We start from the raw sequence: 22,841 nt of genomic DNA, 5'->3' as shown, positions 1-22,841 counted from the left end.
CATGCACCGTCCGGTCCGCCCCGTCCTGGTGGTCGTCGCCCACGGCAGCCGCGACCCGCGGCACGCCGCGACCGTGCACGCCCTGGTGCGGCGGGTGCGGTCGCTGCGGCCGGGGCTGCGCGTGGAGACCGGTTTCCTGGACTTCAACCTCCCCTCGGTGGAGCGGGTGCTGGATTCCCTGGACGCGGAGGGCGTCCGTGACGTGGTCGCCCTCCCGCTGCTGCTGACCCGCGCCTTCCACGCCAAGGCGGACATCCCGGCGGTCCTCGCCCAGGCGCCGCCGCGGCTGCGGATCCGCCAGGCCGAGGTGCTGGGCCCTTCGCCGCTGCTCCTCTCGGCGCTGGAGCGGCGCCTGTACGAGGCGGGCCTGACGCCCGCCGACAAGTCCTCGACCGGGGTCGTGCTGGCCTCGGCGGGATCCACCGACCCGGAGGCGATCGCAGTGATCGCAGAAATCGCGCGGGAGTGGCGGCACACCGGTTGGTGCGCCGTGCGGCCTGCGTTCGCCTCCGCATCCCTGCCCCGCACCGAGCAGGCGGTGAGCGAACTGCGCGCCCTCGGCTGCGCGCGCGTCGCCGTCGCCCCGTACGTCCTGGCCCCCGGTTTCCTGCCGGACCGCATCGCGCGGGGCGCGGCCCGGGCGGACGTCCTGGCGGACGTCCTGGGCCCGGCGCCGGAGGTGGCGCGGGTGCTGCTGGAGCGGTACGACGAGGCACGGGTGCCCGTGCCGGCGGCGGTCGGGGCCTGACCCGCGGGCACCGCCGTCCCCGGCCGAAGGACAGGCCGCCCGTCCGGGTCCGCTTCGGTTCGAGGAAGCCGGGGCCGGCGGCCGGGACCCGGAAGCTGTCGAGGAGTCCGGCCGCCCGCCCCGGGGGACGGCCCGCGGCACGGGGCCGTACCGCACCGTCCCGCCGGCGTGGACCGTGGGCGTCCCCACGTAGCCGCCCGAGTCCGGTTCCGTGCCCGCCTCGTGGCTGCGGCGGGGCTCCTCCCCGGGCCGCTTCCCGCTGCGCGTGCGCGTTCGCCCCCGGCGGTGTCGCGTTCAGGTACGGGTGAGCTCCACGAGTTTGAGGACGGTGTTCCAGTTGCGGGTGGTGGCGATCACGCCCCGGTTGACGCGGGGTCTGGCCAGCTGCTCGGCGAGCGCGGAGCGGCCCAGGCCGTTCGGCGCGTACAGGTAGAGCGCGCGGTCGCCCAGGCGGAACTCCTCGGGGAGGTGGGCCGCCCGGTCGATCCCGGCGAAGCGCTCGGGGCCGACGGGCGCGGAGAAGTAGGTGACGTGGAGCTGCCCGGGCTCCAGCTCGGCGGCCGGGAACGGGCAGGCTCCGGCGATCGCCGCCAGGTAGGCGTGGTCGCGCACGATCACGTCGACGCCGAAGCCGAAGTGCCTCTCGATCGCGGCCGCGAGTTCGGCGGCCAGCGACTCCTCGTCGCCGTGCCCGGAGGTGAACACCGCCTGGCCGCTCTGGAGGTGGGTGCGCACCCCGTCGTGTCCGAGGCCCTCCATGAGGGCGCGCAGGTCGGCCATCGGGACTCTTCTGCTGCCGCCCACGTTGATCCCGCGCAGCAGCGCCGCGTACGTCGTCGCCATGCACACACCCTAGGTCGGCCGTCGTGCCCCGTGGGGGCGGGCACGACGGCCGGATCCGCGCGGGCGGACTGCGCGGAAACTCTGTCGGAACGGCGGGTCCCGGATCAACCGCTACACGCCCCTGTGACTTATTCGACAGAGCCGTGGGAGGACAAAGAGGATCTCCGCCGACGGACCGGACACGGCCGGGCCGCGGGGCGCCGGACACCACCGGCCACGCGGCACCGGATGCGACCGGCCACGGGCGCCGGGCCCCGGCACCCTGATCCCCGCCCCGACGGCACCGGATAGATGTAAGGGACCGCGGTCCTCCCCAGTGGGGAGGGCGGCGGCGCCGAGGGGATGACTCCGGCCCTTCGAGCTTCACCGGACAGCACGACGAGACGGCCTTATCCGGCCCATACCTTCGAAGAGCGAAAGGTGGCGGCAGGAGGGTCGCTGCCGTACACGAGGGAGCGAACCCGTCATGGGGAACGGAGATTCGCGGGTACGGGGCTTCGCCGCCCGGGCCGGCGGCTGGAGCGCGCGGCACCGCTGGGCGGCCGTCGGCATCTGGGTGCTGTTCGTGGTGCTGGCGATGGGGCTCGGGTCGGCCGCCGGCCGGGTCGACGTCGCCGACAGCGACCAGCTCAAGGGGGAGACCAGCACCGCCGCCCGCATCATCGAGGACGCCGGGATCGAGGAACCGGCCAGTGAGACCGTGCTCGTCCAGGCCAGGGACGAGGGCCTCACGGCCACGGACGCCGCGTTCCGGTCCGCCGTCGCCGCGGTCGTCGCGGCCGTGGAGAAGACCGGTGAGGTCACGGAGGTGACGTCGCCGTACGAGAGCCGCACGATCTCGAAGGACGGGCGCAGCGCGCTGGTCCAGTTCGACATGCGCGGCGACTCGGACACCGCCGGTGAGCGGGTCGAGCCGGTGCTGAACGCCGTGCAGGAGGTCCAGAAGGACCACGAGTCGCTGCGGATCGAGGAGATCGGCGGCGCCAGCATGATGAAGACGTTCGACGACGCGTTCGGCGACGACTTCAAGAAGGCCGAGTACTCGGCGGTGCCGGTGGCCCTCGGCATCCTGCTGATCGCGTTCGGCGCGCTGGTGGCGGCGCTGCTGCCGGTGGCGCTGGCGATCACCGCGATCATGGCGACGATGGGCCTGATGGGCCTGGTCAGCCACCTGCAGCCGATGAGCGAGACCGCCAACTCGGTGATGCTGCTGGTCGGTCTGGCCGTCGGCGTCGACTACTGCCTGTTCTACCTGCGCCGCGAGCGCGAGGAGCGGGCGGCCGGCCGGGACGCGCAGACCGCGCTGCGGATCGCCGCCGCGACCAGCGGCCGGGCGATCGTGGTCTCCGGCGTCACGGTGTGCGTGGCCATGGCGGGCATGCTGTTCACCGGGCTCGCCGAGTTCGAGGCGATGGGCCTGGCCTCGCTGATGGTCGTGGCGGTCGCCATGGTCGGCTCCGTGACCGTGCTGCCGGCGCTGCTGTCGCTGCTGGGCGAGCGGGTCGAGAAGGGCAGGCTGCCGTTCCTGCGCAGGCGGCGCACGGGCGGCGGCAACGACAGCCGCTTCTGGGGGGCCGTGCTCGACCGCGTGCTCGCCAGGCCGGTCCTCGCCGTGCTGGTGGCGACCGGTGCGCTGCTCGCGGTCGCGGCCCCCGCGGTCGGCATGAAGACCCAGAACCTGACCCTGGACCAGGAGTTCGGCGACTCGCTGCCGATCGTGCAGACGTACAACCGGGTCAACGAGGCGTTCCCGGGCGGCTCCGAGCCGGCCGAGGTGGTCGTCAAAGCCGACGACATCAACGCCCCCGAGGTGAAGTCCGCGCTGGCCGAGTTCCGGGAGCGGGCGATCAGTTCGGGTGCCTCGCGCGGCCCGGTCGAGATCAAGCTGCACGACCAGCAGAACGTCGCCTTCGTCTACGTCCCGCTGGTCGGCGGCTCCGACCAGGACAAGGCGGGCGAGAGCCTGGACAGGCTGCGCGACGAGGTGCGGCCCGCGACGCTCGGCGAGGTGGACGGCGTCGAGGCGCCGATCACCGGGCAGGTCGCCGGTTCGAAGGACTTCAACGACCAGCTGGTCGGCTCCGTCGTCCCGGTCTTCGTCTTCGTGGTGGTCTTCGCCTTCCTGCTGATGCTGCTGTCCTTCCGCTCGCTGACGGTCGCGATCACCTCGATCGTGCTGAACCTGCTGTCGGTGGGCGCCGCGTACGGCATCCTGGTGGCCGTCTTCCAGCACGGCTGGGGCGCGTCCCTGGTGGGCGCGGAGGGCGTCGGCGCGATCATCACCTGGCTGCCGCTGTTCCTCTTCGTGATCCTGTTCGGTCTGTCGATGGACTACCACGTGTTCGTGGTCTCCCGGATCCGCGAGGCCCGGATGCGGGGCCGTACGACGCGGGACGCGATCCGGCACGGTGTGGTCACCACGGCCGGGGTCGTCACCAGCGCCGCGGTCATCATGGTCGCCGTGTTCGCGATCTTCGGGACGCTGTCCATGCAGTCCATGAAGCAGATGGGCGTGGGCCTCGCGGCGGCGGTGCTCATCGACGCGACGATCATCCGGGGCGTGCTGCTCCCGGCGGTGATGGCGCTGCTCGGCGAGCGCAACTGGTACCTGCCGAAGTGGCTGCACCGGATGCCCGACCTGACCCACGACGAGGCGCCGGAGGCGGTGGTACCGCCGAAGGCGCGGGACGACGAGGGCGAGCCGGTGCGGGTCTGATCCCGCGGCCGCGTGACGGGGCCCGGCGGTTCTCCGCCGGGCCCCGTGCGCGGGTGGACTACCGCCGCGCGGGCAGCTCCGCCTCGATGAGGTCGGCCGCCCTGCGGGTGCCGCCCTCCTCGGCCATGCCGGCCTGGACGTCCTTCAGCCGGCGGGCGACCTCCGGGTCGTCGACGAGGGCGAGGGCCGTGCTGCGCAGGGTCTCGGCGCTCGCCTCGCCGGTGGGGACGTGCCGGGCCACACCGAGCGCCTGGAGCATGTCGGCGTTGCCGAACTGGTCCACGGCCTGCGGTACGGCGATCATCGGCGTGGCGGTGGCCAGCCCCTCCTGGCTGCCGCCCGCACCGGCGTGGGTGACGAACAGGTCGGCCTGCTTCAGGACCGCGAGCTGCGGCACCCAGGAGCGCACCTCGACGTTCGCCGGTACGTCACCGAGCTCGGCGGGGTCGACGTGCCTGCCGATCTGGAGCACCAGGTGCCAGCCGGGCAGGTCGCCGAAGGCCTTGACGCACTCCCGGTAGAAGGCCGGCTGCTTGGTGAAGGACGACCCGAGCGACACGAGCACGACCTTCTCGGCGCCGGCGGGCCGCCGCCACGTCCCCTCGGCGCCGCGGTCGCCCTGGCAGGCCCCGACGAAGGAGTGCACGCGCTCGTCGACCCGGTCGGCGTGCGGCTGCAGCGCCTTGGGGATCAGGACGATCGAGCGGGCGGGGCGGCCCGTGAACGGGTCCGGGTGCTCGGTGATCCCGTTCTCCTCCAGCCAGGCGTGGAAGCGGGCGTAGTAGGCCCGCCCCCGCTCGGTCCTCTTCGGCTCCTCCCACATCGGCTCCGCGACCTCCTGCTCGTACCCGTCCCAGGCGACGAGGTTCGGTGAGAGGGAGATCGCCGGCACGCCCCAGCGGTGGGCCAGCACGCGCGCCGGGTAGGAGGTGATGTCGTGCAGGACGAGGTCGGGGGTGTCCCCCTCGTACGCCTCGATCAGCTGCGGGAGCGCCTGGATCGCGTCGTCGAGGAACGGCTCCACGTTGTCCAGCAGCGTGCTCCCCCAGGCCTCCGGGTCGGCGTCGGGGCCCGGCAGCGTGCTGTTCCACAGCTTGGGTTCGGCGCCGGTCTCGGCGACCTTCTCCGCGAAGAGCGGCGGGATCGCGTACGTCACCCGGTGCCCCCGCGCCACGAGCTCGCGGATCACCTCCAGGCTGGGGTTCACGTGGCCGTGCGCGGCGATGGAGAACATGGCGATGTGCGCGGGAGTGGTCATGCGCCGACAGTAAGCGAGACGAGACGTCTCGTGCAAATTCTTTTCGCTCACGCCGCCGGCGCCTCGTGCGGCCGCAGCCACCGCTCCGGCGCCACCTCACCGGCCAGACCCCCGGATCCAGCCGCGCCGCCGGGGACACGCCCGGCGCGGGGACGCGTGCAGCGAGCCGCCGGCCCCGGAGAAGCCCGGCTCGACCAGGCTTCCGCCGGCTGCCGGACGCGGCGGCGTCGAGCAGCAGCGGGACGAGTCCACCGTGCGGGACGGCGAGGCGGGCGGGACGGCGGGCGGTCGCGCGGCCGGCGGGGAAGTCCTGCGGGAGCGCGCGAGAGGTGGAGCCGGGGCGGGCCATGGCCTGCGGTCCTTGTCCTCCGTGAAGGGGAAAGGGCGGACGGCGGCCCCGACCGGAGGACGGGGGTGAGGAAGGGGGAGGCGCGCGAACGGCGGCCGCGCCGGATCAGCGGGCGTGACTCCCCGGGCCGGCCGGGGCTCCGGGGCCACGACGCATCCGGGCGACGTGCGTGCGGCCCCGGCCGGGGGACCGGAGTCGAAGATCGCGCCGGACGCTGCCCCGCGGGGGACGCCGGGCTCCGGGCGCGGCCGCGTGCGACGGGTCTGCGGCGGGCCGGCTCAGCGCTGGTAGCGGGCCAGCACCAGGTTGCCGTCCTCCTCCAGCCGTTCGCGCAGCGCGTCGAGGCCGATCGCCCCGCTGTAGTACTCCTGCAGGGCCGGGGTCGCCACCTTGTCCTTCCACTCGGGATAGCCGCGCACGGTCTGCGCGGGAGCCGGGCGCAGATGGGCGGCGAGCGCGGTGCCGGTCGCCCAGCCGTGTTCGGCGGTGCGCAGGGCGGGGTCGGCGAGGGCCGTGCGCCCGGTGGGCAGCATCCAGTCGCCGAGGGCGAGGCGGACCATGTTCTCCGGCTGGAGCAGGAAGTCGAGGAAGGCGGCGGCCTCCTCCTTGTGCGGGCAGTCCTCGGCGATGGAGAGCGTCTGCGGGCTGACCCCCTGGGTGAGTCCGCCGGCGCCGGCCGGGGCGGGCAGCACCTGCCAGTCGAAGCCCTCCGGCGCCTGCTGGACGATCTGCTGGCGGTAGGAGAAGCCGAGCGGCACCATCGCGTACCTGCCGGCGAAGAAGCCGGGCAGGGTGTCGGAGCCGCCGCTGCCGAGCGTCGTGGGCGAGGCGCTGCGGTCGGTGTTCACCTGCTCGTGCACGGTGCGCGGGACGACCTCGTCGCCCTCCTCGAACCGCACGGTCACCTTGCCGTCGGCGCCCCGGTGGAAGAGCCGGCCGCCGGCGGAGAGGGAGAGGTTGAGCGTGGCGGACACGGGCTCCTTGAGCGGCCAGGCGACGCCGTACCTGCCGTCTCCGCTGAGCCGCTTCGTCACTTCGCGGAACTCGGCCCAGCTCCAGGGGCGTTCGGGGGTCGGGACGCGGACGCCGGACTCCTTCAGCCGGGTGGCGTCGGCGATGAGCACCCGCGGCTCCTGGAGGAAGGGCACGCCGTGGATGCCGTCCCCGAAGGTGACGGTCTGCCAGCTGCGGGGCGGGATGTCGGACTTCAGCCGCTCGGACAGCAGGTCCGTCAGGTCGGCCAGGTGGCCGCCGTAGGCGAAGTCGGCGAGGTCGTCGGAGGCGTCGTGGATGACGTCGGGGGCCTCACCGCCCTCGAAGGAGGTGAGGAGCTGGTCGTGGACGCTGTCCCAGCTGCCCTGGACGTACTCCACCCGGACGTCCGGGTGGGCGGCGTTCCACTCCTCGACCAGTTCCCTGGTGGCCTCGACGGACTCCTGCTGCCAGGCCAGGGACTGGAAGCGCAGGGTGATCCGGCCGTCGTCGCGGGTGCCGCCGGAGGAGCAGCCCGCCAGGAGCAGGGCGACGGCCAGTGCCGCCACGAGGATCCTGGTCCGCATCAGCTCTTCACCGCCCCGGCGAGCATGCCGCCCGTGATCCGCCGCTGGATGATCGCGAAGACGGCCAGGGAGGGCAGCGTCGCGAGGAACGCGGCGGCCGCCAGCGGGCCGAGGTCGGCGACCCCCTCGGCACCGATGAAGTGGGTGAGGACGACCGGCAGCGTCTGTTTCTCCGGCGTCTTCAGCAGGACGAGGGCGAAGAAGAACTCGTTCCACGCGGTGATGAACGCGAAGAGCGCCGTGGCCACGATGCCCGGCGCGAGGAGCGGCGCCGTCACCGACACCAGGATGCGCAGCCGCCCGGCCCCGTCGACCGCCGCCGCCTCCTCCAGCTCGGCCGGCACGGCGCGGACGTATCCGGTGAGCATCCACAGGGCGAAGGGCAGCGCCCAGACCACGTAGACCATCACCAGGCCGGGCACGGAGTCGATCAGCCGCAGGTTCTTCAGCACGAGGAACAGCGGGATGATCAGCAGCACGAACGGGAACGCCTGGCTGACCACCACCCAGCCGCTCGCGGCCCGGGCGAGCGCGGTGCGGTGGCGGGCCATGGCGTACGCCGCCGGGGTGGCGACGACGACGGCGACGAGCGCCGCGCAGAGCGCGGCGAGCAGGGAGTTGAGGGCGGCCTGCAACAACGGCTGTTCGTCGAAGGCCTGACGGAAGTTGGCGAGGGTGGGGTCCTCCGGGATCCAGGTGGGGCGCAGGCCGGCCAGCTCCCGCGGGGGCTTGAACGCGGTGGAGACCAGCCAGAGGAACGGGAAGGCCAGGAAGACGAGGTACGCGAGCAGCGCGGCGTACTGTCCGGCGCGGGCACCCTTGCTCGTCCTCATGTCCCGTCACCTCCCCGCAGCCGGCCCACGAGGAAGACGGCCAGCAGGACCGAGACCGCGGCGACCATGACACAGCCCATCGCCGCCGCGTAACCGAACTGCCCGTAGCGGAAGGCCTCTTCGTAGGCGAAGAGCATGGGCAGCCGGGTGCGTCCGCCGGGCCCGCCGCTGGTCAGCACGTACACCAGGGCGAAGGAGTTGAAGTTCCAGATCAGGTTGAGCGCCGTGACGGCGAGGGCGACGGGGCGGATCGCGGGCCAGGTCACCGTGCGGAAGCGGCGCCAGGCGCCGGCGCCGTCCACCGCCGCCGCCTCGTGCAGCTCGCGCGGGGTGTTCTGCAGTCCGGCGAGCAGCGCGACCGTCGTCTGCGGCATGCCCGCCCACACCCCCACGACGATCACGGCGGGCAGGGCGGTCGCCAGACCGCTGAGCCAGTCCCGGTCGCCGCCGAGGCCGATGTCGCGCAGGGTCTCGTTGAGGACGCCGGCGTCCGGGTTGTAGACCAGCCGCCACATGATGCCGACGACGACCTCGGGCATCGCCCAGGGGACGATCGCCAGGGCGCGGGCCAGCCAGCGCAGCTTCAGGTCCTGGGCGAGCAGCAGGGCGAGACCGAGCGCGAGCAGGAACTGCGGCACCGTCACCCCGACCGCCCACACCAGGCCGATGCGGAACGACTCCCAGAACAGCGTGTCGTGCAGCAGGTCCCGGAAGTTGAGGGTGCCGATCCACCGGGTGGGCCCGGTGCGGCCCGACTGGGCGTCGGTGAAGGCCAGCAGGATGCCGTGGAGCAGCGGCCCCACGCTGAGGACGAGGATCGGGATCAGCGCGGGCAGCACCAGGAACCAGGGGCCGTGGTCGAGGGCACGCCGCGGCCCGCGCCCCGGATCGGGCACCCTGCCCGGCGGTCTTCTCACCTCGGTCACCGATGTCACCTGATCAGCCCCTTTGCGCGGCTCGGGTGGGCCAGGCCATGCTCGTGAAGGCGATCTGCCTCGTCAAGGCACCGCGCACACCGCCGGAGCTGTGCGAATGCGACACTGGCCGACGAATGGCCGGATCCCGGTGGTGCGCACGCGCACGGACCGCGGGCCGGCCGCACGGGCACGAGCGGTGCGACGAGGACGGACACGGAGGCGGACGGATGGACGAGGCGCGGGCGCGGGACGTACTGGCCGCTGCGGGCGTGCTGCCCGGTGCGGCACGGGACACGCGGCTGCTCGCCCTGGGCGAGAACGCGGTGTTCGCCGCCGGTGACCTGGTCGTCAGGGTGGGCCGCGACGCCGAACTCCTGGAGCGGGCCCGCCGGGAGCTGGACATCGCGCTGTGGCTCGCCGGGGAGGGCGTGCCGGCGGTGCGGCCGGCCGAGCCGGAGGCCCTGCTGGTCGAGGGGCACCCGGTGACCGTGTGGCACCGGCTGCCCGAGCCGGTGCGGCCCGCCGAACCGCGGGATCTGGCCGAACTGCTGCGGCTCGTCCACGCCCTGCCCGCTCCCCCCTTCGCGCTTCCGCCCCGTGACCTGCTGGGCGGGGTGGAACGCTGGCTGCGGCTCGCGGGTGACGTGATCGACCCCGCGGACGCGGCGTACCTGCGCGAGCGGCGCGACGGTTTCGCCTCGGCCGCCGCGGCGCTGACGCCCCGTCTGCCGCCGGGCCCGATCCACGGGGACGCCCTGCCCCGCAACGTGCACGTCGGAGCGGACGGTCCGGTCCTGGTGGACCTGGAGACCTTCTCGGCCGATCTGCGCGAGCACGACCTGGTCGTCATGGCCCTCTCCCACGACCGCTACGGACTGCCGCAGGAGGCGTACGCGTCCTTCACCGAGACCTACGGCTGGGACGTGCGCGCCTGGGAGGGCTGCTCGGTGCTGCGCGGCGCGCGGGAGACCGCCAGTTGCGCCTGGGTCGCCCAGCACGCGCCGAGCAACCCCAGGGCACTGGCCGAGTTCGAGCGCCGGGTGGCGTCCCTGCGGGACGGGGACACGACGGTCCGCTGGTACCCGTTCTGAGACGGCCCTCGGCGGGGGACGGTCAGACCGGTTCGCCCGCCGGCTCCCGCAGCGGCCAGGTGCCGTCGACCAGCGCGGTGGCGTCGCCCTTGCGGCGCAGGAAGTCCTGGAAGTCGGCCGCCCACGCGGCGTACCACTCGATCTGGCGCCGGTGCAGTTCCGCCGGGTCGAGGGCCGCGACCCGGGGGTGGCGGCCGGCTATCGCGCAGGCCAGGCGGACCGCGGCGAGGGCGTCGGCGGTGGCGTCGTGCGCGGCGTCGAGGACGACGCCGTACTCCGCGCAGACCGCTTCGAGGGTGCGCTTGCCCCTGCGGTAGCGGTCGACGGAGCGGTCGATCGTGTACGGGTCGATGACCGGGGCGGGGTCGGCGCCGCCCAGGCGCTCGCGCAGGGACGGCAGTCCGTACCGGCGCAGCTCGGCGGAGAGCAGGGTCAGGTCGAAGGCGGCGTTGTAGGCGACGACCGGGACGCCCGCCCTCCAGTGGGCGGTGAGGACCCCGGCGATCGCGTCGGCCACCTGGTCGGCGGGGCTTCCCTCGGCGGCCGCCCGCTCGTTGCTGACGCCGTGCACCGCCACCGCGTCCGCGGGGATCGGCACGCCCGGGTCGGCCAGCCACTCCCGGCGTCCCCTCGGCTCCCCGTCCCGGACCTCGATCACGGAGCCCGTGACGATCCGCGCCTCGTGCGGGTCGGTCCCCGTCGTCTCCAGGTCGAAGCCGATCAGCAGCTCCCGGTGCCAGCCCATGGGCTGCCCCCCTTCTGTGTGGTGCGTTCCCCCAGTGGTTCCCACCTTCGCACGCCCCACCGACAATCAGAGGATCGCGTTCCGCTTACCGCCCGGACAGTCCCCCGCAAGGGGGATCGGAGCGGAGCGTTCACGACACCGGTCGCGAATCCGCCCACATCTGCTCGAACTCCTCGCGGTAGGTGGGGAACAGTCCCCCCTCCTCGACCTCGCCCGGTTTGACCACCTTGGTCCCGTTGCGCAGGACCAGCACCGGCGCCTCCATCCCCCGGGAGCGGCGCAGGTAGTTCTGCACGACGGCGATCCCGTCCGCCCCGTCCCCGTCGACGAGGTAGGCCGTGCAGCGGGGCGTCTCGTCGTAGACCTGGATCTCGAAGGCACCGGGGTCGCGCAGCCGGGCGCGGACGCGGCGCATGTGCAGGATGTTCATCTCGACGGCGCGGCCGAGCTCGCCGCGTTTCATGCCGAGCTCGCGCTCGCGGCGCTTGACCGCGCTCGAGGCCGGGTTCAGGAACAGCAGCCGCACCCGGCTGCCCGACTCGGCCAGCCGCACCAGGCGGCGGCCGGAGAAGTTCTGCACCAGCAGGTTGAGGCCGATGCCGACGGCGTCGAGGCGGCGGGCGCTGCCGAAGATGTCCTCCGCCGGGAACTGGCGCAGCAGCCGCACCCGGTCGGGGTGCACGGCGACCACGTCGGCGTACCGGTCGCCCACCAGGTCCTCGACCGCGTCCACGGGCAGCCGGCGCGCGGACGGGACGTCACCGCCGGCGCCGAGCATCTCCAGCAGCCGCGCGGAGGCCCGCTCGGCCTGGCTCAGGACCGCCTCGGACAGCGCGCGGTTGCGGGAGACGACGTTCCGCGTGACCTCCAGCTCGTCCAGGGCGAGCTCGACGTCCCGGCGGTCGTCGAAGTAGGGCGCGAAGCAGGGCCAGTGCTGCACCATCAGCTCGCGCAGCTGCGGCAGGGTCAGGAAGGACAGGACGTTGTCGTCGGCCGGGTCGAGCAGATAGCCCTTGCGGCGGCTGACCTCGCGCACCGCGACCGCGCGCTGCACCCACTCCTGCCCGGCGGGTCCGGCGGCGGCGACCACCCAGTCGTCGCCGTGCACGGGCTCGTACACGGGACGCAGCACGGCGGCCACGACCGCGCGCAGCCGCTGCTCCACGAGATTCAGCCAGATGTAGGCCCGGCCGGCCCGCTGGGCGCGGGTGCGCACCTCGCGCCAGGCGTCGGCGCCCCAGTCCAGCTCCGGCCCGATCGAGCCCGCGTCCATCGGCCGTGCCAGGGACACCGCACCGGGCGGGACGTCCGTGGAGCTCCCCTCGTGACCCTCGTCACCAGGGGGCAGCTCCAGCCCTCCCGAGCCCACCCGCGCACCGCCTTCCGCTCCCCCGAGCACTCCCGTCCCGACGATCAAGGAGAGTACTCCGCATGCGGTGCGCGGTGCAGCCCGATGGACAGGGTCGTTTCCCAACTTCCTTCTTCCGCACGACCGTTCCCCCGCCGAGCTCCCGGGGAGTGAGCGGATTCATAGCGGTGGCACCGGGCCGGCGGAGGGCAACACCCCACCGGGAGAGGGGAATCGGCCATCTCCGTCGCCTCCGGGCCCGCGTGGCCGCCCTCTTGGGCCCGCCCGGCCTCCCGGACCCCGGTCTCCCCGCCCCCGACGGCCCTCCCCGCCGACGACGCACCGCGCGCGTCTTCCGCATCCCCGCACCCCTGCTCCCCCGCACTCCCCCGTTCCCCTCCTCCACCCCTGCTCCCCCTCACTCCCCTGCTCCCGTTCTCCGCCTCTGCTCCCATCCCCCTCTCCTGTCCCGTCTCCCCCTTTCGCACCTCCGACCCCACCCCCCTCGGGGGCACGAGACGTCCCCGCTGTTCCGGTCGGCGCGAAACCGCTGGTCGTCGGATGCACGGAGCACCGGACGGAGGGGCAGAGGTACAGGGGGTTCCCCCGCCCTTTCGGGGAGACTCGGGGACACTCGGAGCCAAGGCGCCCCACCGGCGCCGCACACCTGAAAGAGTCGTATCCATGCAGGTCTGGCCTGGCGAGGCGTATCCACTCGGTGCCACGTACGACGGCGCCGGCACGAATTTCGCGGTCTTCACGGAGGCCGCGGACCGAGTAGAGCTGTGTCTGCTGCACGACGACGGCTCCGAGACGGCGATCGAGTTGCGCGAGAGCGACGCGTTCGTGCGGCACGCGTACGTGCCCGGCGTCATGCCCGGGCAGCGGTACGGCTTCCGTGTGCACGGTCCGTACGCCCCCGAGCGCGGGCTGCGCTGCAACTCGGCGAAGCTGCTGCTCGACCCGTACGCGCGTGCGATCAGCGGATCGATCCGCTGGGGCGAGGAGGTGTACGGCTACCACTTCGACGCGCCCGAGCGGCGCAACGACCTCGACTCGGCGCCGCACACGATGACGTCGGTCGTGGTCAACCCGTACTTCGACTGGGGCGACGACCGGCGCCCCCGTACGGAGTACCACCACACGGTGATCTACGAGGCCCACGTCAAGGGCCTCACCATGCGCCACCCGGGGCTGCCGGAGGAGCTGCGCGGCACCTACGCGGGCCTCGCGCACCCGGCGGTGATCGAGCACCTGACCGGGCTCGGGGTGACCGCGCTGGAGCTGATGCCGGTGCACCAGTTCGTGAACGACCACCGGCTGGTCGACATGGGCCTGAACAACTACTGGGGCTACAACACCATCGGCTTCTTCGCCCCGCACAACGCCTACGCGTCCTGGGGCGACCGCGGCCAGCAGGTGCTGGAGTTCAAGTCGGCGGTGAAGGCGCTGCACGAGGCCGGGATCGAGGTGATCCTCGACGTGGTCTACAACCACACCGCCGAGGGCAACCACCTGGGCCCGACGCTCTCCTTCAAGGGCATCGACAACCCCTCGTACTACCGGCTGACCGACGACCGCCGCTACTACATGGACACGACGGGCACCGGGAACTCCCTGCTCATGCGGTCCCCGCACGTGCTCCAGATGATCATGGACTCGCTGCGCTACTGGGTCACCGAGATGCACGTCGACGGCTTCCGCTTCGACCTCGCGGCGACCCTGGCCCGGCAGTTCCACGAGGTGGACCGGCTGTCGTCGTTCTTCGACCTGGTCCAGCAGGACCCGGTGGTCTCCCAGGTGAAGCTGATCGCCGAACCCTGGGACGTGGGCGAGGGCGGCTACCAGGTGGGCAATTTCCCGCCGCTGTGGACCGAGTGGAACGGGAAGTACCGGGACACCGTGCGGGACCTGTGGCGGGGCGAGCCGCGCGCGCTCGCGGAGTTCGCCTCCCGGCTGACCGGCTCCTCCGACCTGTACCAGAACGACGGGCGGCGCCCACTGGCCTCGATCAACTTCGTGACCTGCCACGACGGCTTCACGCTGCACGACCTCGTGTCGTACGACGACAAGCACAACGAGGCCAACGGCGAGGACAACCGCGACGGCGAGAGCCACAACCGGTCGTGGAACTGCGGCGTCGAGGGCGAGACCGACGACCCGGACGTGCTGCGGCTGCGGGCCCGGCAGATGCGCAACTTCATCGCGACGCTGATGCTCTCCCAGGGCGTGCCGATGATCAGTCACGGCGACGAGGTGGCCCGCACCCAGCGCGGCAACAACAACGCCTACTGCCAGGACAACGAGCTGGCCTGGCTCGACTGGCCCGAGGAGGACGGGGAGGGGGAGGACGTCCGCCGGCAGCTGCTGGAGTTCACCCGCGCGATGGTGTGGCTGCGCAGGGACCACCCGGTCTTCCGCCGGCGCCGCTTCTTCCACGGCCGGCCGGTGGAGGGCACCCACGACGACCTGTCCGACATCGCCTGGTTCACCCCGCAGGGCAGGGAGATGACCCAGCGGGACTGGGACTCGGCGCAGGCGTCGGCGCTGACGGTGTTCCTCAACGGCAACGCGATCTCCGAGCCGGGGCCGCGCGGGGAGCGCATCACCGACGACTCGTTCCTGCTGATGTTCAACGCCTCTCCCGAGCCGCTGGAGTTCGTGGTGCCGATCGATCACGGCCGCCAGTGGCAGGTGGTCGTGGACACGGCCCGCACGGACGGCGTCCCCCCGGGCACCGGCCCCAAGGTGCAGGCCGGCACCCGGCTGACGCTGGCCGACCGGAGCCTGACGGTGCTGCAGCGGCCGGTGTAGCCGCACCCGGGAGCCACCCGTCCGGGCGACGGGCGGCTCGGTGGGGCGGGCGATGACACGAAAGGCGGCGGGGCGGGTACGTAGGTTCCCATGACCTTCGAGCAACCTGACCCGGCGGTGCCCACGGCCACGTACCGGCTGCAGCTGCAGCCCGGCTTCCCGTTCGCCGCCGCCGCGGCGGCGGTGCCGTACGTGGCCTCGCTCGGCGTGTCCCACCTGCACCTGTCCCCCGTCCTGGAGGCCGTGCCCGGCTCCACCCACGGCTACGACGTGGTGGACCACGGGCGCGTGCGGGAGGAGCTGGGCGGCGAGGAGGGCCTGCGGGCCCTGGCGCGCACCGCGCGGGAGCACGGGCTCGGCCTGATCGCGGACATCGTCCCGAACCACATGGCGATGTCCCCGCGCCACAACCGCGCCCTGTGGGAGGTGCTGCGCGAGGGGCCCTCCTCGCGCCACGCGCGGTGGTTCGACATCGACTGGGAGGCGCAGGGCGGCCAGCTGCTGGTGCCGGTGCTCGGCGGGCCGCTCGGCACGCAGCTCGACCGGCTGGAGGCCGACGGGGACGTGCTGCGCTACCACGACCACGTGTTCCCCCTGCGGGAGGGCACGGCCCGGCTGCCGCTGCCGCAGCTGCTGGACGCGCAGTGGTACCGCCCCGTGTGGTGGCGCCTGGCCCGGACCGAGCTCAACTACCGGCGGTTCTTCAGCATCTCCGAGCTGATCGGGGTGCGGGTGGAGGACCCGGAGGTCTTCGAGGCCACGCACGCCAAGATCCTGGAGCTGCTGCACGCGGGCGTGATCGACGGACTGCGCGTCGACCACCCGGACGGGCTCGCCGACCCGGACGGCTACCTGCGGCGGCTGCACGAGGCGACCGGCGGACGGTGGACGGTGGTGGAGAAGATCCTCTCCGACGGCGAGCCGCTGCCCGCCTCCTGGCCGGTGGCGGGCACCACCGGCTACGACGCCCTGCGGCACGTGGACGGCCTGTTCACGGACCCGGCGGGGCTCGGGGAGCTGCTCGGCCGGTACCGGCGCTTCGCCGCCCCGCAGACGGACCGGGGCGGCGACTGGGACGCCACCGCGCGGCGGGCCGCGTACAAGGTGATCACGCACGAGCTGGCCACCGAGGTCGACCGGCTGACCCGGGTGGCGAGCCGGCTGTGCGCGACCTCCCCGGAGCCCGCGCTGCGCGACCGCGCCCCCTGGGCGCTGCGGACGGCGCTCCAGGAGCTGCTGGTCCGGCTGGAGGTGTACCGCCCCTACGCCTCGGTGGACGCCTCCGCCGTGGTCACCGAGGAGGCCGCGGCCGAGGCCCGGCTCGCCTTCGCCGTCCCGGAGGAGGCCGGGGCGGTGGACGTCGTACGGGACCTGGTGCTCGGGCGGTACGGCGACGGGCCGGGGCAGGTGGAGTTCCGTACGCGTTTCGCGCAGACCGCGTCGGCGCTGCGGGCCAAGTCCGTCGAGGACACGGCGTTCTACCGCTACGTCCCGCTGCTGTCGGCGAACGAGGTGGGCCAGGACCCCGGCAGCCCGGCGGTGTCCCCGGAGCGGTTCCACGCGCACTGCGCGCGCGTGCAGCGCGACTGGCCGGCGACCGGGACGGTCGTCTCGACGCACGACACCAAGCGCAGCGCCGACGTGCGGGCGGCGCTGCACGTGCTCACGGAGTGCCCGCAGCGGTGGGCGGACGTCCTGGCGGAGGTGACGCGCACCGGCGAGGGCGTGCCGGACGCCCAGCTGGCGTGGGCGGCCTGGCAGACGGTGTTCGGGCTGGGGCCCGCCGACGGGGACCGGGTGGGAGGGGCGCTGCTGAAGCACGTGCGCGAGGCGGGGCTGTACACGAGCTGGACCGAGCAGGAGCCGCCGTACGAGGAGGCCGTGGCGCGGTTCGTGGCGGCGGGGCCGTGCGGGGCGCCGGGCGAGAGGGTGGCGGCGCTGCGCGCCTCGCTGGAGCCGCACATCCGGGCGAACGTCCTGGGCACGGCCCTGGTCCATCTGACGATGCCGGGCGTGCCCGACGTCTACCAGGGCACGGAGGGCGAGTACCGGGCCCTGGTGGATCCGGACAACCGGCGGACGGTGGATTTCCCGCCCGGGCCGTCCGAGCCGTCCGGTGACGGGGGCGGCAAGGAGGCGGTGACGCGGGCCGCGCTGCGGCTGCGGGCGCGGCGGCCGGACGTCTTCGGCGAGACCGCGTCGTACGAGCCGCTGGCCCCCGGGGGGCCCGCGGCGGCGCACTGCGTGGCGTTCGTCCGCTCCGGGCGGGTGCTCACCGCCGTCACCCGGCTGTCGCTGCGGCTGGCGGAGGCGGGCGGCTGGCGGGACACGCGGCTGGCGCTGCCGCCCGGGCGGTGGGCCGACGTGCTGACCCGCGGGCGCGCGTTCACGGGGCACGTGCGCGTGGCGGAGCTGTTCGCGCGGCTGCCGGTGGCGCTGCTGGAGCGGGTCGACGACGCCGGCGGTCAGGACGGCTGACCGCCCGCGCACGCGGGCCGCGGCCGGTCTCAGCCGCACGCCGGTGCGGGCGCCCGGCGGACCTCGTGCGAACCGGCGGGCGCGGCGGGTGCCCCCGGGAGCGGCCAGGCCTCCTCGAGCAGCTCGACGAAGGCCGCGGCGGCTCCGGCGGGCGGCACGCGGGTGAAGACGGTCAGGGTGCGGACCCAGGGCGGGTCGGGCGAGAGGACCACGCAGTCCTCCCCGACCGCGCCGGCCACGATGTGGGAGGGCGCCGTGCAGACGCCGACGCCGGCCGCGGCCATCCGCACGGCGGTGGAGGTGTGCTCGGTGAACACGGCGGTGCGCGGGCGGAAGCCGGCGTGTCCGCAGGCCCGGTCGAGGAACCGCTCGCCGTCGACGACGGGCTCCATGGCGCAGCGGACCCAGGGGCGGTCCGCGAGTTCGGGCAGCGTCACCGTCCTGCGCCCGGCGAAGCGGTCGCCGGAGGGGACCACCAGCACGATCTCCTCCCGGCCGACCTCGACGACGGTGCCGGGCCAGTCCGCGGGCGCCGGGCCCACGGCGAGGTCGGCGGTGCCGCGCTGGACCTCGTCCTCCAGTGCCTCGGTCGTGGCGTACTCGCGCAGGTGCAGCAGGACACCGGGGTGGGCGGCCCGCCACCGGGCGAAGACGTCCGGCAGGACGCCGACCGCGACGGAGTGCACGGCGGCGACGTGCAGTTCGCCGCCCTCGGCCCCGGCGGCGGCGCGGGCCGCGCGGCGGGCCTGGGCGGCGCTGCGGACGGCGAGAGCGGCGTGCGGCAGGAACGCGCGGCCCATCGGGGTGAGCCGCGCCCCGCGCGGCATGCGCTCCAGGAGCGCGCCGCCGACCGACCGCTCCAGGGCCTTGATCTGGTGGGAGAGCGCGGACTGCGTGACGTGCAGGAGCTCGGCCGCGCGGGTGAAGGACGCCTCCTCCACGACGGTCAGGAAGTACTCCATCTGCCGCAGGCTCATCCCCGCTCCCCCCCCCGGCCCGCCGGCGGGCCGTCACCGGCTCCCGCCGTGAACGCTCGGCACATGAACGCTCTGCATCGGACCCACAAGAACATTGCCTTGGACTCATGGCAAGGGCCGGGCCGAGGGTGGGGGCATGAACACACACGACGTGGTCGTCATCGGCGGGGGCACCGGTGGCTACAGCACCGCCCTGCGCGCCGCCGCCCTGGGTCTCGACGTCGTCCTGGTCGAACGCGACAAGGTCGGCGGAACCTGTCTGCACCGCGGCTGCATCCCGAGCAAGGCGATGCTGCACGCCGCCGAGCTGGTCGACGGCATCGCCGAGGCGCGCGAGCGCTGGGGCGTGAAGGCGACCCTGGACGCCGTGGACTGGCCGGCGCTGGTCGCCGCCCGCGAGGACGTCGTGGCCCGGAACCACCGGGGCGTGGAGGCGCACCTCGCGCGCGCCGGTGTGCGGGTGGTGCGGGGCAGCGCGCGGTTGACCGGACCGCGCACCGTGAAGGTGGACGGCGTGCGGGACCTCGCCGCGCGCCGGGGGATCGTGCTGGCCACCGGCTCACGTCCGCGCACGCTCCCCGGGATCGCGCCGGACGGGCGGCGCGTGGTGACGAGCGACGACGCGCTCTTCGCGCCCGGGCTGCCGGCGTCCGTCCTGGTCCTGGGCGGCGGCGCGATCGGCGTGGAGTACGCCTCGTTCCACCGCTCGATGGGTGCGGAGGTCACCCTCGTGGAGGCCGCCGACCGGCTCGTGCCGCTGGAGGACGCGGACGTGAGCCGCCATCTGACGCGCGGGCTGAGGAAGCGCGGCGTCGACGTGCAGACGGGCGCCCGGCTGCTGGACGCCGAGGTGCTCGACGACGGCGTACGCGCACGCGTGCGCACCGCCCGGGGCGGAACCCGTGCGGTCGGGGCCGAGCGGCTCCTGGTGGCCGTCGGCCGGGTGCCGGTCACCGACGGGCTGGACCTGGCCGCCGCGGGCCTGGGCACCGACGGACGCGGTTTCGTCGTACCGGCGCACTGGGACCGGCTGGAGACGTCGGTGCCGGGCGTCCACGTCGTGGGCGACCTGCTGCCGCCGCCGTCGCCCGGACTGGCCCACGCCTCCTTCGCGGAGGGGCTGCTGGTGGCCGAGACGCTGGCGGGGCTGCCGTCGGCGCCCGTCGACTACGCGGCCGTGCCCCGGGTGACGTACTCGGCGCCGCAGACCGCCTCCGTCGGCCTGAGCGAGGCGCGGGCACGCGCGCTCGGGCACGAACCGGCCGTCCGCACCATGCCGCTGACGGCCGTCGCCAAGGGGATGGTGCACGGGCGGGGCGGGATGGTGAAGGTCGTCGCCGAGGCCGGGGGCGGCCGGGTGCTCGGAGTGCACCTGGTGGGTCCGCACGTGTCGGAGATGGTCGCCGAGAGCCAGCTGATCGTCGGCTGGGAGGCCGAACCGTCGGACGTGGCCCGGCACGTCCATCCGCATCCGACGCTCTCGGAGGCGGTCGGCGAGGTGTTCCTGGCGCTGGCGGGCCGCGGACTGCACCAGCCGTGACCCCCGCGCGGCGGCCGCCGGCGGGGTGACCCCGGGCGCTCCCCGAAGCCTGCCCGGCCGCGCCCTTGACACCGCCTCGCGGCCGTGGGGTACTGCGCAGTGCGGAGTCACACGGTGGTGACGGGGGGTGGGTCCGCTGCCGCAGCTGTGCTATCCGACGGTGGCCGAACTGGTCTCCTCCGCCCGTGCGCTGACCGCGCGACGGCCCGATCTGTGCGTGCTGCGGCAGGTGGGGGTCTCCCGCGCGGGCCGGCCGCTGCACCTGCTGTCCGTGGGCCGCGCCCGGCGCGCCGTGCTGGTGGTCGCCGGCGCCCACGCCAACGAGTCGGCCGGCGGGGGCACGCTGCTGGCGCTGTCCCGGCGGGTCCTCCAGGAGCGGGAGCTGCGGGACGGCACGTCGTGGCACTTCCTGCTGTGCGCGGACCCCGACGGGGCGAGCCTCCATGTGACGTCGGCGCCGCGCAGCCTGTACGACTACCATCTCGGGTTCTTCCGTCCGGCGGGGCCGGAACAGCCGGAGTGGGCTCCGTCGGTGCTGCCGCCGGACCGGCTGCCGCCCGAGACCCGCGCCCTGATCGGGGTCATCGACGAGGTGCGGCCCTATCTCCAGGTGTCCCTGCACGGCACCGATCTGGGCGGCAGCTGGGTGCAGCTGACCGGGGACGTGCCGGGACTCGCCGAGCCGTTCGCCAAGTCGGCGGCGGAGCTGCACATCCCGGTGGAGGCGGGCGCCTCGGACGCGGCGGGCTGGCCGGCGTCCGGTCCCGGGGTGCGGGTGATGCCCGCGCCGGGGATCGGACCGGCCTATCCGAGCCTTCCGGACGACGCGCGGCACAGCACCTGGTACCACGCCCACCGGTACGGCGGTCTGACCGCGGTGGTCGAGGTGCCGATGTGGGCCGGCGACCTGGTGGACGACCCGGCGCCGCATCCGGCGCCGGCCGCCGCGCTGCGGGTGCTCGCGGACCGGCTGCTGCGCGACGCGGACGAGGTGCGGCGCGTGCTGCGGGACGCGCGGCCCCGCCCCGAGGGCACCGACGACCCTCTGCTGAGGGCGGCCACCTGGGGACTGGACCTGGTGCCGGGTCTGGCCGCCGACCTGGTCCGCACGCCGCCGGCCGACGGCACGAGGGCGTACGTGGGCAGCGTGGACGCGTTCGCGCGCCGGGTGCCGCTCAGGGCGGCGGCCATGCTGCGGCGGGCGCTGCGCGCCACCGACGCGCACGCGGCGGAACGCCTCGAGCACCTGGTCGCGCTGTGGAGCGACGCCTTCGCCGTGCGCTTCCGCGCCCGCTGGGTGCCCGTGGAACACCAGGTCGAGCACCAGTCCCGCACGGTGGTCGCGGCGGCGCTCCACGCGCGCGAGCGGGCGCTCTGAGACCGCCCGCCCCTCCTCGCGGACCGCCGGGCCCTACGGAGCGTCCAGCGCGAACACCGAGCCGGTCCGGGCGGCCATCATGCAGCGGTTCGGGAAGGTCTGCGTGTACGTGACGGGCCGTCCGCCCCACTCCCCGTGCGCGTGGGCGGTCACCGGGGCGTGGACCATCGGGCAGAAGACGTCCTTCGGCGGGATGTCGGCGATGCGCCCGTCCACCGCGGCCAGCTCCGCGCACGCGTCGGCGGCGCGCCGGTGGCCCCGGGGCGGATCGCACCGCAGCAGGCTGCCGCTCGCCGTGGCGGGCGGCTGCTGTCCGGGGCCGACCGCGAGCAGGAGCCAGTCGTCCGGGGTGGTGTGTCCGGTGTCCGCCGGTGCGGGGGCGGCGCAGGCGAGCAGGGCGACGGCGGCCAGCAGTCCGCCCCGTAGCGCTTTCAGTGAGATGTGCGTCATGCCCGGTGCATCGGCACGGCGGCCCCCGGACCGCACCCCGGCTCACCCGAACGGGAGCGTGCGCACGGGTGCCGCACGGCCGGCCCGCCGGCACCGCGGGCGGGGCGCGGGGAGGCGAAGTCCCGTCCGGCTCGGGTCAGTTCGCCGTGAGCCGGTAGGTGACCCGCCCGAAGCCGACCTGGTCACCCTCGCGGACGACCGCCGCGCCGACCACCCGACGCCCGTTCACCGTCGTGCCGTTGGTCGAACCGAGGTCCCGCAGCACCCACGTGCCGCCCTGGTGGCGGAGTTCGGCGTGCACCCGGGAGACCGTCTCGTGGGTGAGCCGCAGTCCGCTGCCCGGGTCGCGGCCTATGCGCAGCGGGTGGCCGGCCGCCGGGTGCGGCAGCAGCAGTTTGGGCAGCCGCTCGGCCTGCCAGGCCCTGCGCAGCCGCACGGTGAACCCGGAGACCGCCTCGACGGTGCCGAACACCAGCCGTGAGAGGCGGCTCTCCGTGGGCAGGTCGGCGGTGAGCGCGGCGAGCTCGTCGGGGCGGCGGGCGGCGAGCGCGAGTTCCATGCGCCGGACGTACGTGTCGTGGGACAGCCGGCCCGCGGCGACGCCGTCCCGCAGCACGTCCAGCGCCTTGTCGCGCTCCGCGTCGGAGAGCCGGGCGGGGTACGTGGAGAACTCGAAGGACGACGTCACGCCGCTGATTGTCGGTCAGCGCGGCCGGGCTGTCCAGGAATCCGGGAAGCGGCCGCCCCGCGCGCGCACCCGGCGGGACACGCGCGGGCTCCCGGTGAAACTTGCCGCG

The 22,841-nt window shown here is 74.4% G+C and carries 17 protein-coding genes and 2 pseudogenes; 7 read left to right on the top strand and 12 right to left on the bottom strand.

The annotated features are described in order from the left end of the window. The first annotated feature begins 1 nt into the window (after window position 1). Entirely contained in the window at window positions 2-748 is a 747-nt protein-coding gene (locus tag GL259_RS29900; RefSeq protein WP_159536397.1) for a sirohydrochlorin chelatase, read from the top strand. 22 nt (window positions 749-770) lie between these two features. Here GL259_RS29900 and GL259_RS38985 read toward each other — a convergent pair. Then, window positions 771-982, bottom strand: a pseudogene (locus tag GL259_RS38985) (disulfide bond formation protein DsbA); the annotation flags it as partial. 60 nt (window positions 983-1,042) lie between these two features. Next, window positions 1,043-1,591, bottom strand: coding sequence for a DUF1697 domain-containing protein (locus tag GL259_RS29895; protein WP_159536396.1), 549 nt, complete (start codon window positions 1,589-1,591; stop codon window positions 1,043-1,045). Window positions 1,592-2,057: 466 nt separating this feature from the next. Here GL259_RS29895 and GL259_RS29890 point away from each other — a divergent pair, with 466 nt between their 5' ends. Further along, the gene (locus tag GL259_RS29890) at window positions 2,058-4,307 is read left to right on the top strand and encodes an MMPL family transporter (RefSeq protein ID WP_159536395.1); all 2,250 of its coding nucleotides are present in this window, start codon (window positions 2,058-2,060) and stop codon (window positions 4,305-4,307) included. Between the two features lie 58 nt (window positions 4,308-4,365). Here GL259_RS29890 and GL259_RS29885 read toward each other — a convergent pair whose 3' ends face one another. The 5 genes and pseudogenes from GL259_RS29885 to GL259_RS29870 all read right to left on the bottom strand — a co-directional run bounded on the left by GL259_RS29885 (window position 4,366) and on the right by GL259_RS29870 (window position 9,223). Further along, on the bottom strand, window positions 4,366-5,616 hold the full coding sequence (locus GL259_RS29885; RefSeq protein ID WP_159536394.1) for a glycosyltransferase: 1,251 nt from the start codon (window positions 5,614-5,616) through the stop codon (window positions 4,366-4,368). Beyond that, window positions 5,613-5,763, bottom strand: a pseudogene (locus GL259_RS38980) (ErmE/ErmH/ErmO/ErmR family 23S rRNA (adenine(2058)-N(6))-methyltransferase); the annotation flags it as partial. The pseudogene GL259_RS38980 and the gene GL259_RS29885, both read right to left, overlap by 4 nt. Before the next feature lie 429 nt (window positions 5,764-6,192). Then, window positions 6,193-7,473, bottom strand: coding sequence for a sugar ABC transporter substrate-binding protein (locus tag GL259_RS29880; protein WP_159536393.1), 1,281 nt, complete (start codon window positions 7,471-7,473; stop codon window positions 6,193-6,195). Next, window positions 7,473-8,306: a carbohydrate ABC transporter permease gene (locus GL259_RS29875; protein ID WP_159536392.1), complete on the bottom strand. Its 834-nt coding sequence runs from the start codon at window positions 8,304-8,306 to the stop codon at window positions 7,473-7,475. Before GL259_RS29875 ends, GL259_RS29880 begins: the two co-directional genes overlap by 1 nt. Beyond that, on the bottom strand, window positions 8,303-9,223 hold the full coding sequence (locus GL259_RS29870; protein ID WP_166461675.1) for a sugar ABC transporter permease: 921 nt from the start codon (window positions 9,221-9,223) through the stop codon (window positions 8,303-8,305). Before GL259_RS29870 ends, GL259_RS29875 begins: the two co-directional genes overlap by 4 nt. 227 nt (window positions 9,224-9,450) lie before the next feature. Here GL259_RS29870 and GL259_RS29865 point away from each other — a divergent pair, with 227 nt between their 5' ends. Continuing rightward, window positions 9,451-10,314: an aminoglycoside phosphotransferase family protein gene (locus GL259_RS29865; RefSeq protein WP_159536390.1), complete on the top strand. Its 864-nt coding sequence runs from the start codon at window positions 9,451-9,453 to the stop codon at window positions 10,312-10,314. Between the two features lie 22 nt (window positions 10,315-10,336). Here GL259_RS29865 and GL259_RS29860 read toward each other — a convergent pair whose 3' ends face one another. Both GL259_RS29860 and GL259_RS29855 read right to left on the bottom strand, forming a co-directional pair. Continuing rightward, complete coding sequence (locus GL259_RS29860) at window positions 10,337-11,059, bottom strand: 3'-5' exonuclease (RefSeq protein ID WP_159536389.1); 723 nt, start codon at window positions 11,057-11,059, stop codon at window positions 10,337-10,339. A 130-nt stretch (window positions 11,060-11,189) separates the two neighbouring features. Further along, window positions 11,190-12,458, bottom strand: a complete 1,269-nt coding sequence (locus GL259_RS29855) for an SAV2148 family HEPN domain-containing protein (protein WP_208026638.1) — start codon at window positions 12,456-12,458, stop codon at window positions 11,190-11,192. 633 nt (window positions 12,459-13,091) lie between these two features. Between GL259_RS29855 and glgX the strand changes: the two genes are divergently transcribed. Continuing rightward, the gene (gene glgX, locus GL259_RS29850) at window positions 13,092-15,221 is read left to right on the top strand and encodes a glycogen debranching protein GlgX (RefSeq protein ID WP_159536388.1); all 2,130 of its coding nucleotides are present in this window, start codon (window positions 13,092-13,094) and stop codon (window positions 15,219-15,221) included. Between the two features lie 90 nt (window positions 15,222-15,311). After that, window positions 15,312-17,699 (top strand): malto-oligosyltrehalose synthase, encoded by a 2,388-nt coding sequence (treY, locus tag GL259_RS29845; RefSeq protein WP_159536387.1) that lies wholly within the window; start codon window positions 15,312-15,314, stop codon window positions 17,697-17,699. Window positions 17,700-17,728: 29 nt separating this feature from the next. On the opposite strand, the gene GL259_RS29840 is transcribed toward treY, so the two are convergent. Continuing rightward, complete coding sequence (locus GL259_RS29840) at window positions 17,729-18,676, bottom strand: LysR family transcriptional regulator (RefSeq protein WP_159536386.1); 948 nt, start codon at window positions 18,674-18,676, stop codon at window positions 17,729-17,731. A 136-nt stretch (window positions 18,677-18,812) separates the two neighbouring features. On the opposite strand from GL259_RS29840, the gene lpdA reads away from it, so the two are divergent. After that, window positions 18,813-20,216, top strand: a complete 1,404-nt coding sequence (gene lpdA / locus GL259_RS29835; protein ID WP_159536385.1) for a dihydrolipoyl dehydrogenase — start codon at window positions 18,813-18,815, stop codon at window positions 20,214-20,216. Between the two features lie 127 nt (window positions 20,217-20,343). After that, window positions 20,344-21,594: a M14 family zinc carboxypeptidase gene (locus GL259_RS29830; protein ID WP_159536384.1), complete on the top strand. Its 1,251-nt coding sequence runs from the start codon at window positions 20,344-20,346 to the stop codon at window positions 21,592-21,594. A gap of 33 nt (window positions 21,595-21,627) precedes the next feature. Here GL259_RS29830 and GL259_RS29825 read toward each other — a convergent pair whose 3' ends face one another. Continuing rightward, window positions 21,628-22,044, bottom strand: a complete 417-nt coding sequence (locus GL259_RS29825) for an SSI family serine proteinase inhibitor (protein WP_159536383.1) — start codon at window positions 22,042-22,044, stop codon at window positions 21,628-21,630. Window positions 22,045-22,180: 136 nt separating this feature from the next. Next, window positions 22,181-22,732 (bottom strand): DUF1707 and FHA domain-containing protein, encoded by a 552-nt coding sequence (locus GL259_RS29820; RefSeq protein ID WP_159536382.1) that lies wholly within the window; start codon window positions 22,730-22,732, stop codon window positions 22,181-22,183. Window positions 22,733-22,841 lie beyond the last annotated feature (109 nt).

It is taken from the genome of Streptomyces sp. Tu 3180, from assembly GCF_009852415.1.
Lineage (GTDB): Bacteria > Actinomycetota > Actinomycetes > Streptomycetales > Streptomycetaceae > Streptomyces.
This window is presented reverse-complemented; position numbering and strand designations above follow the sequence as displayed.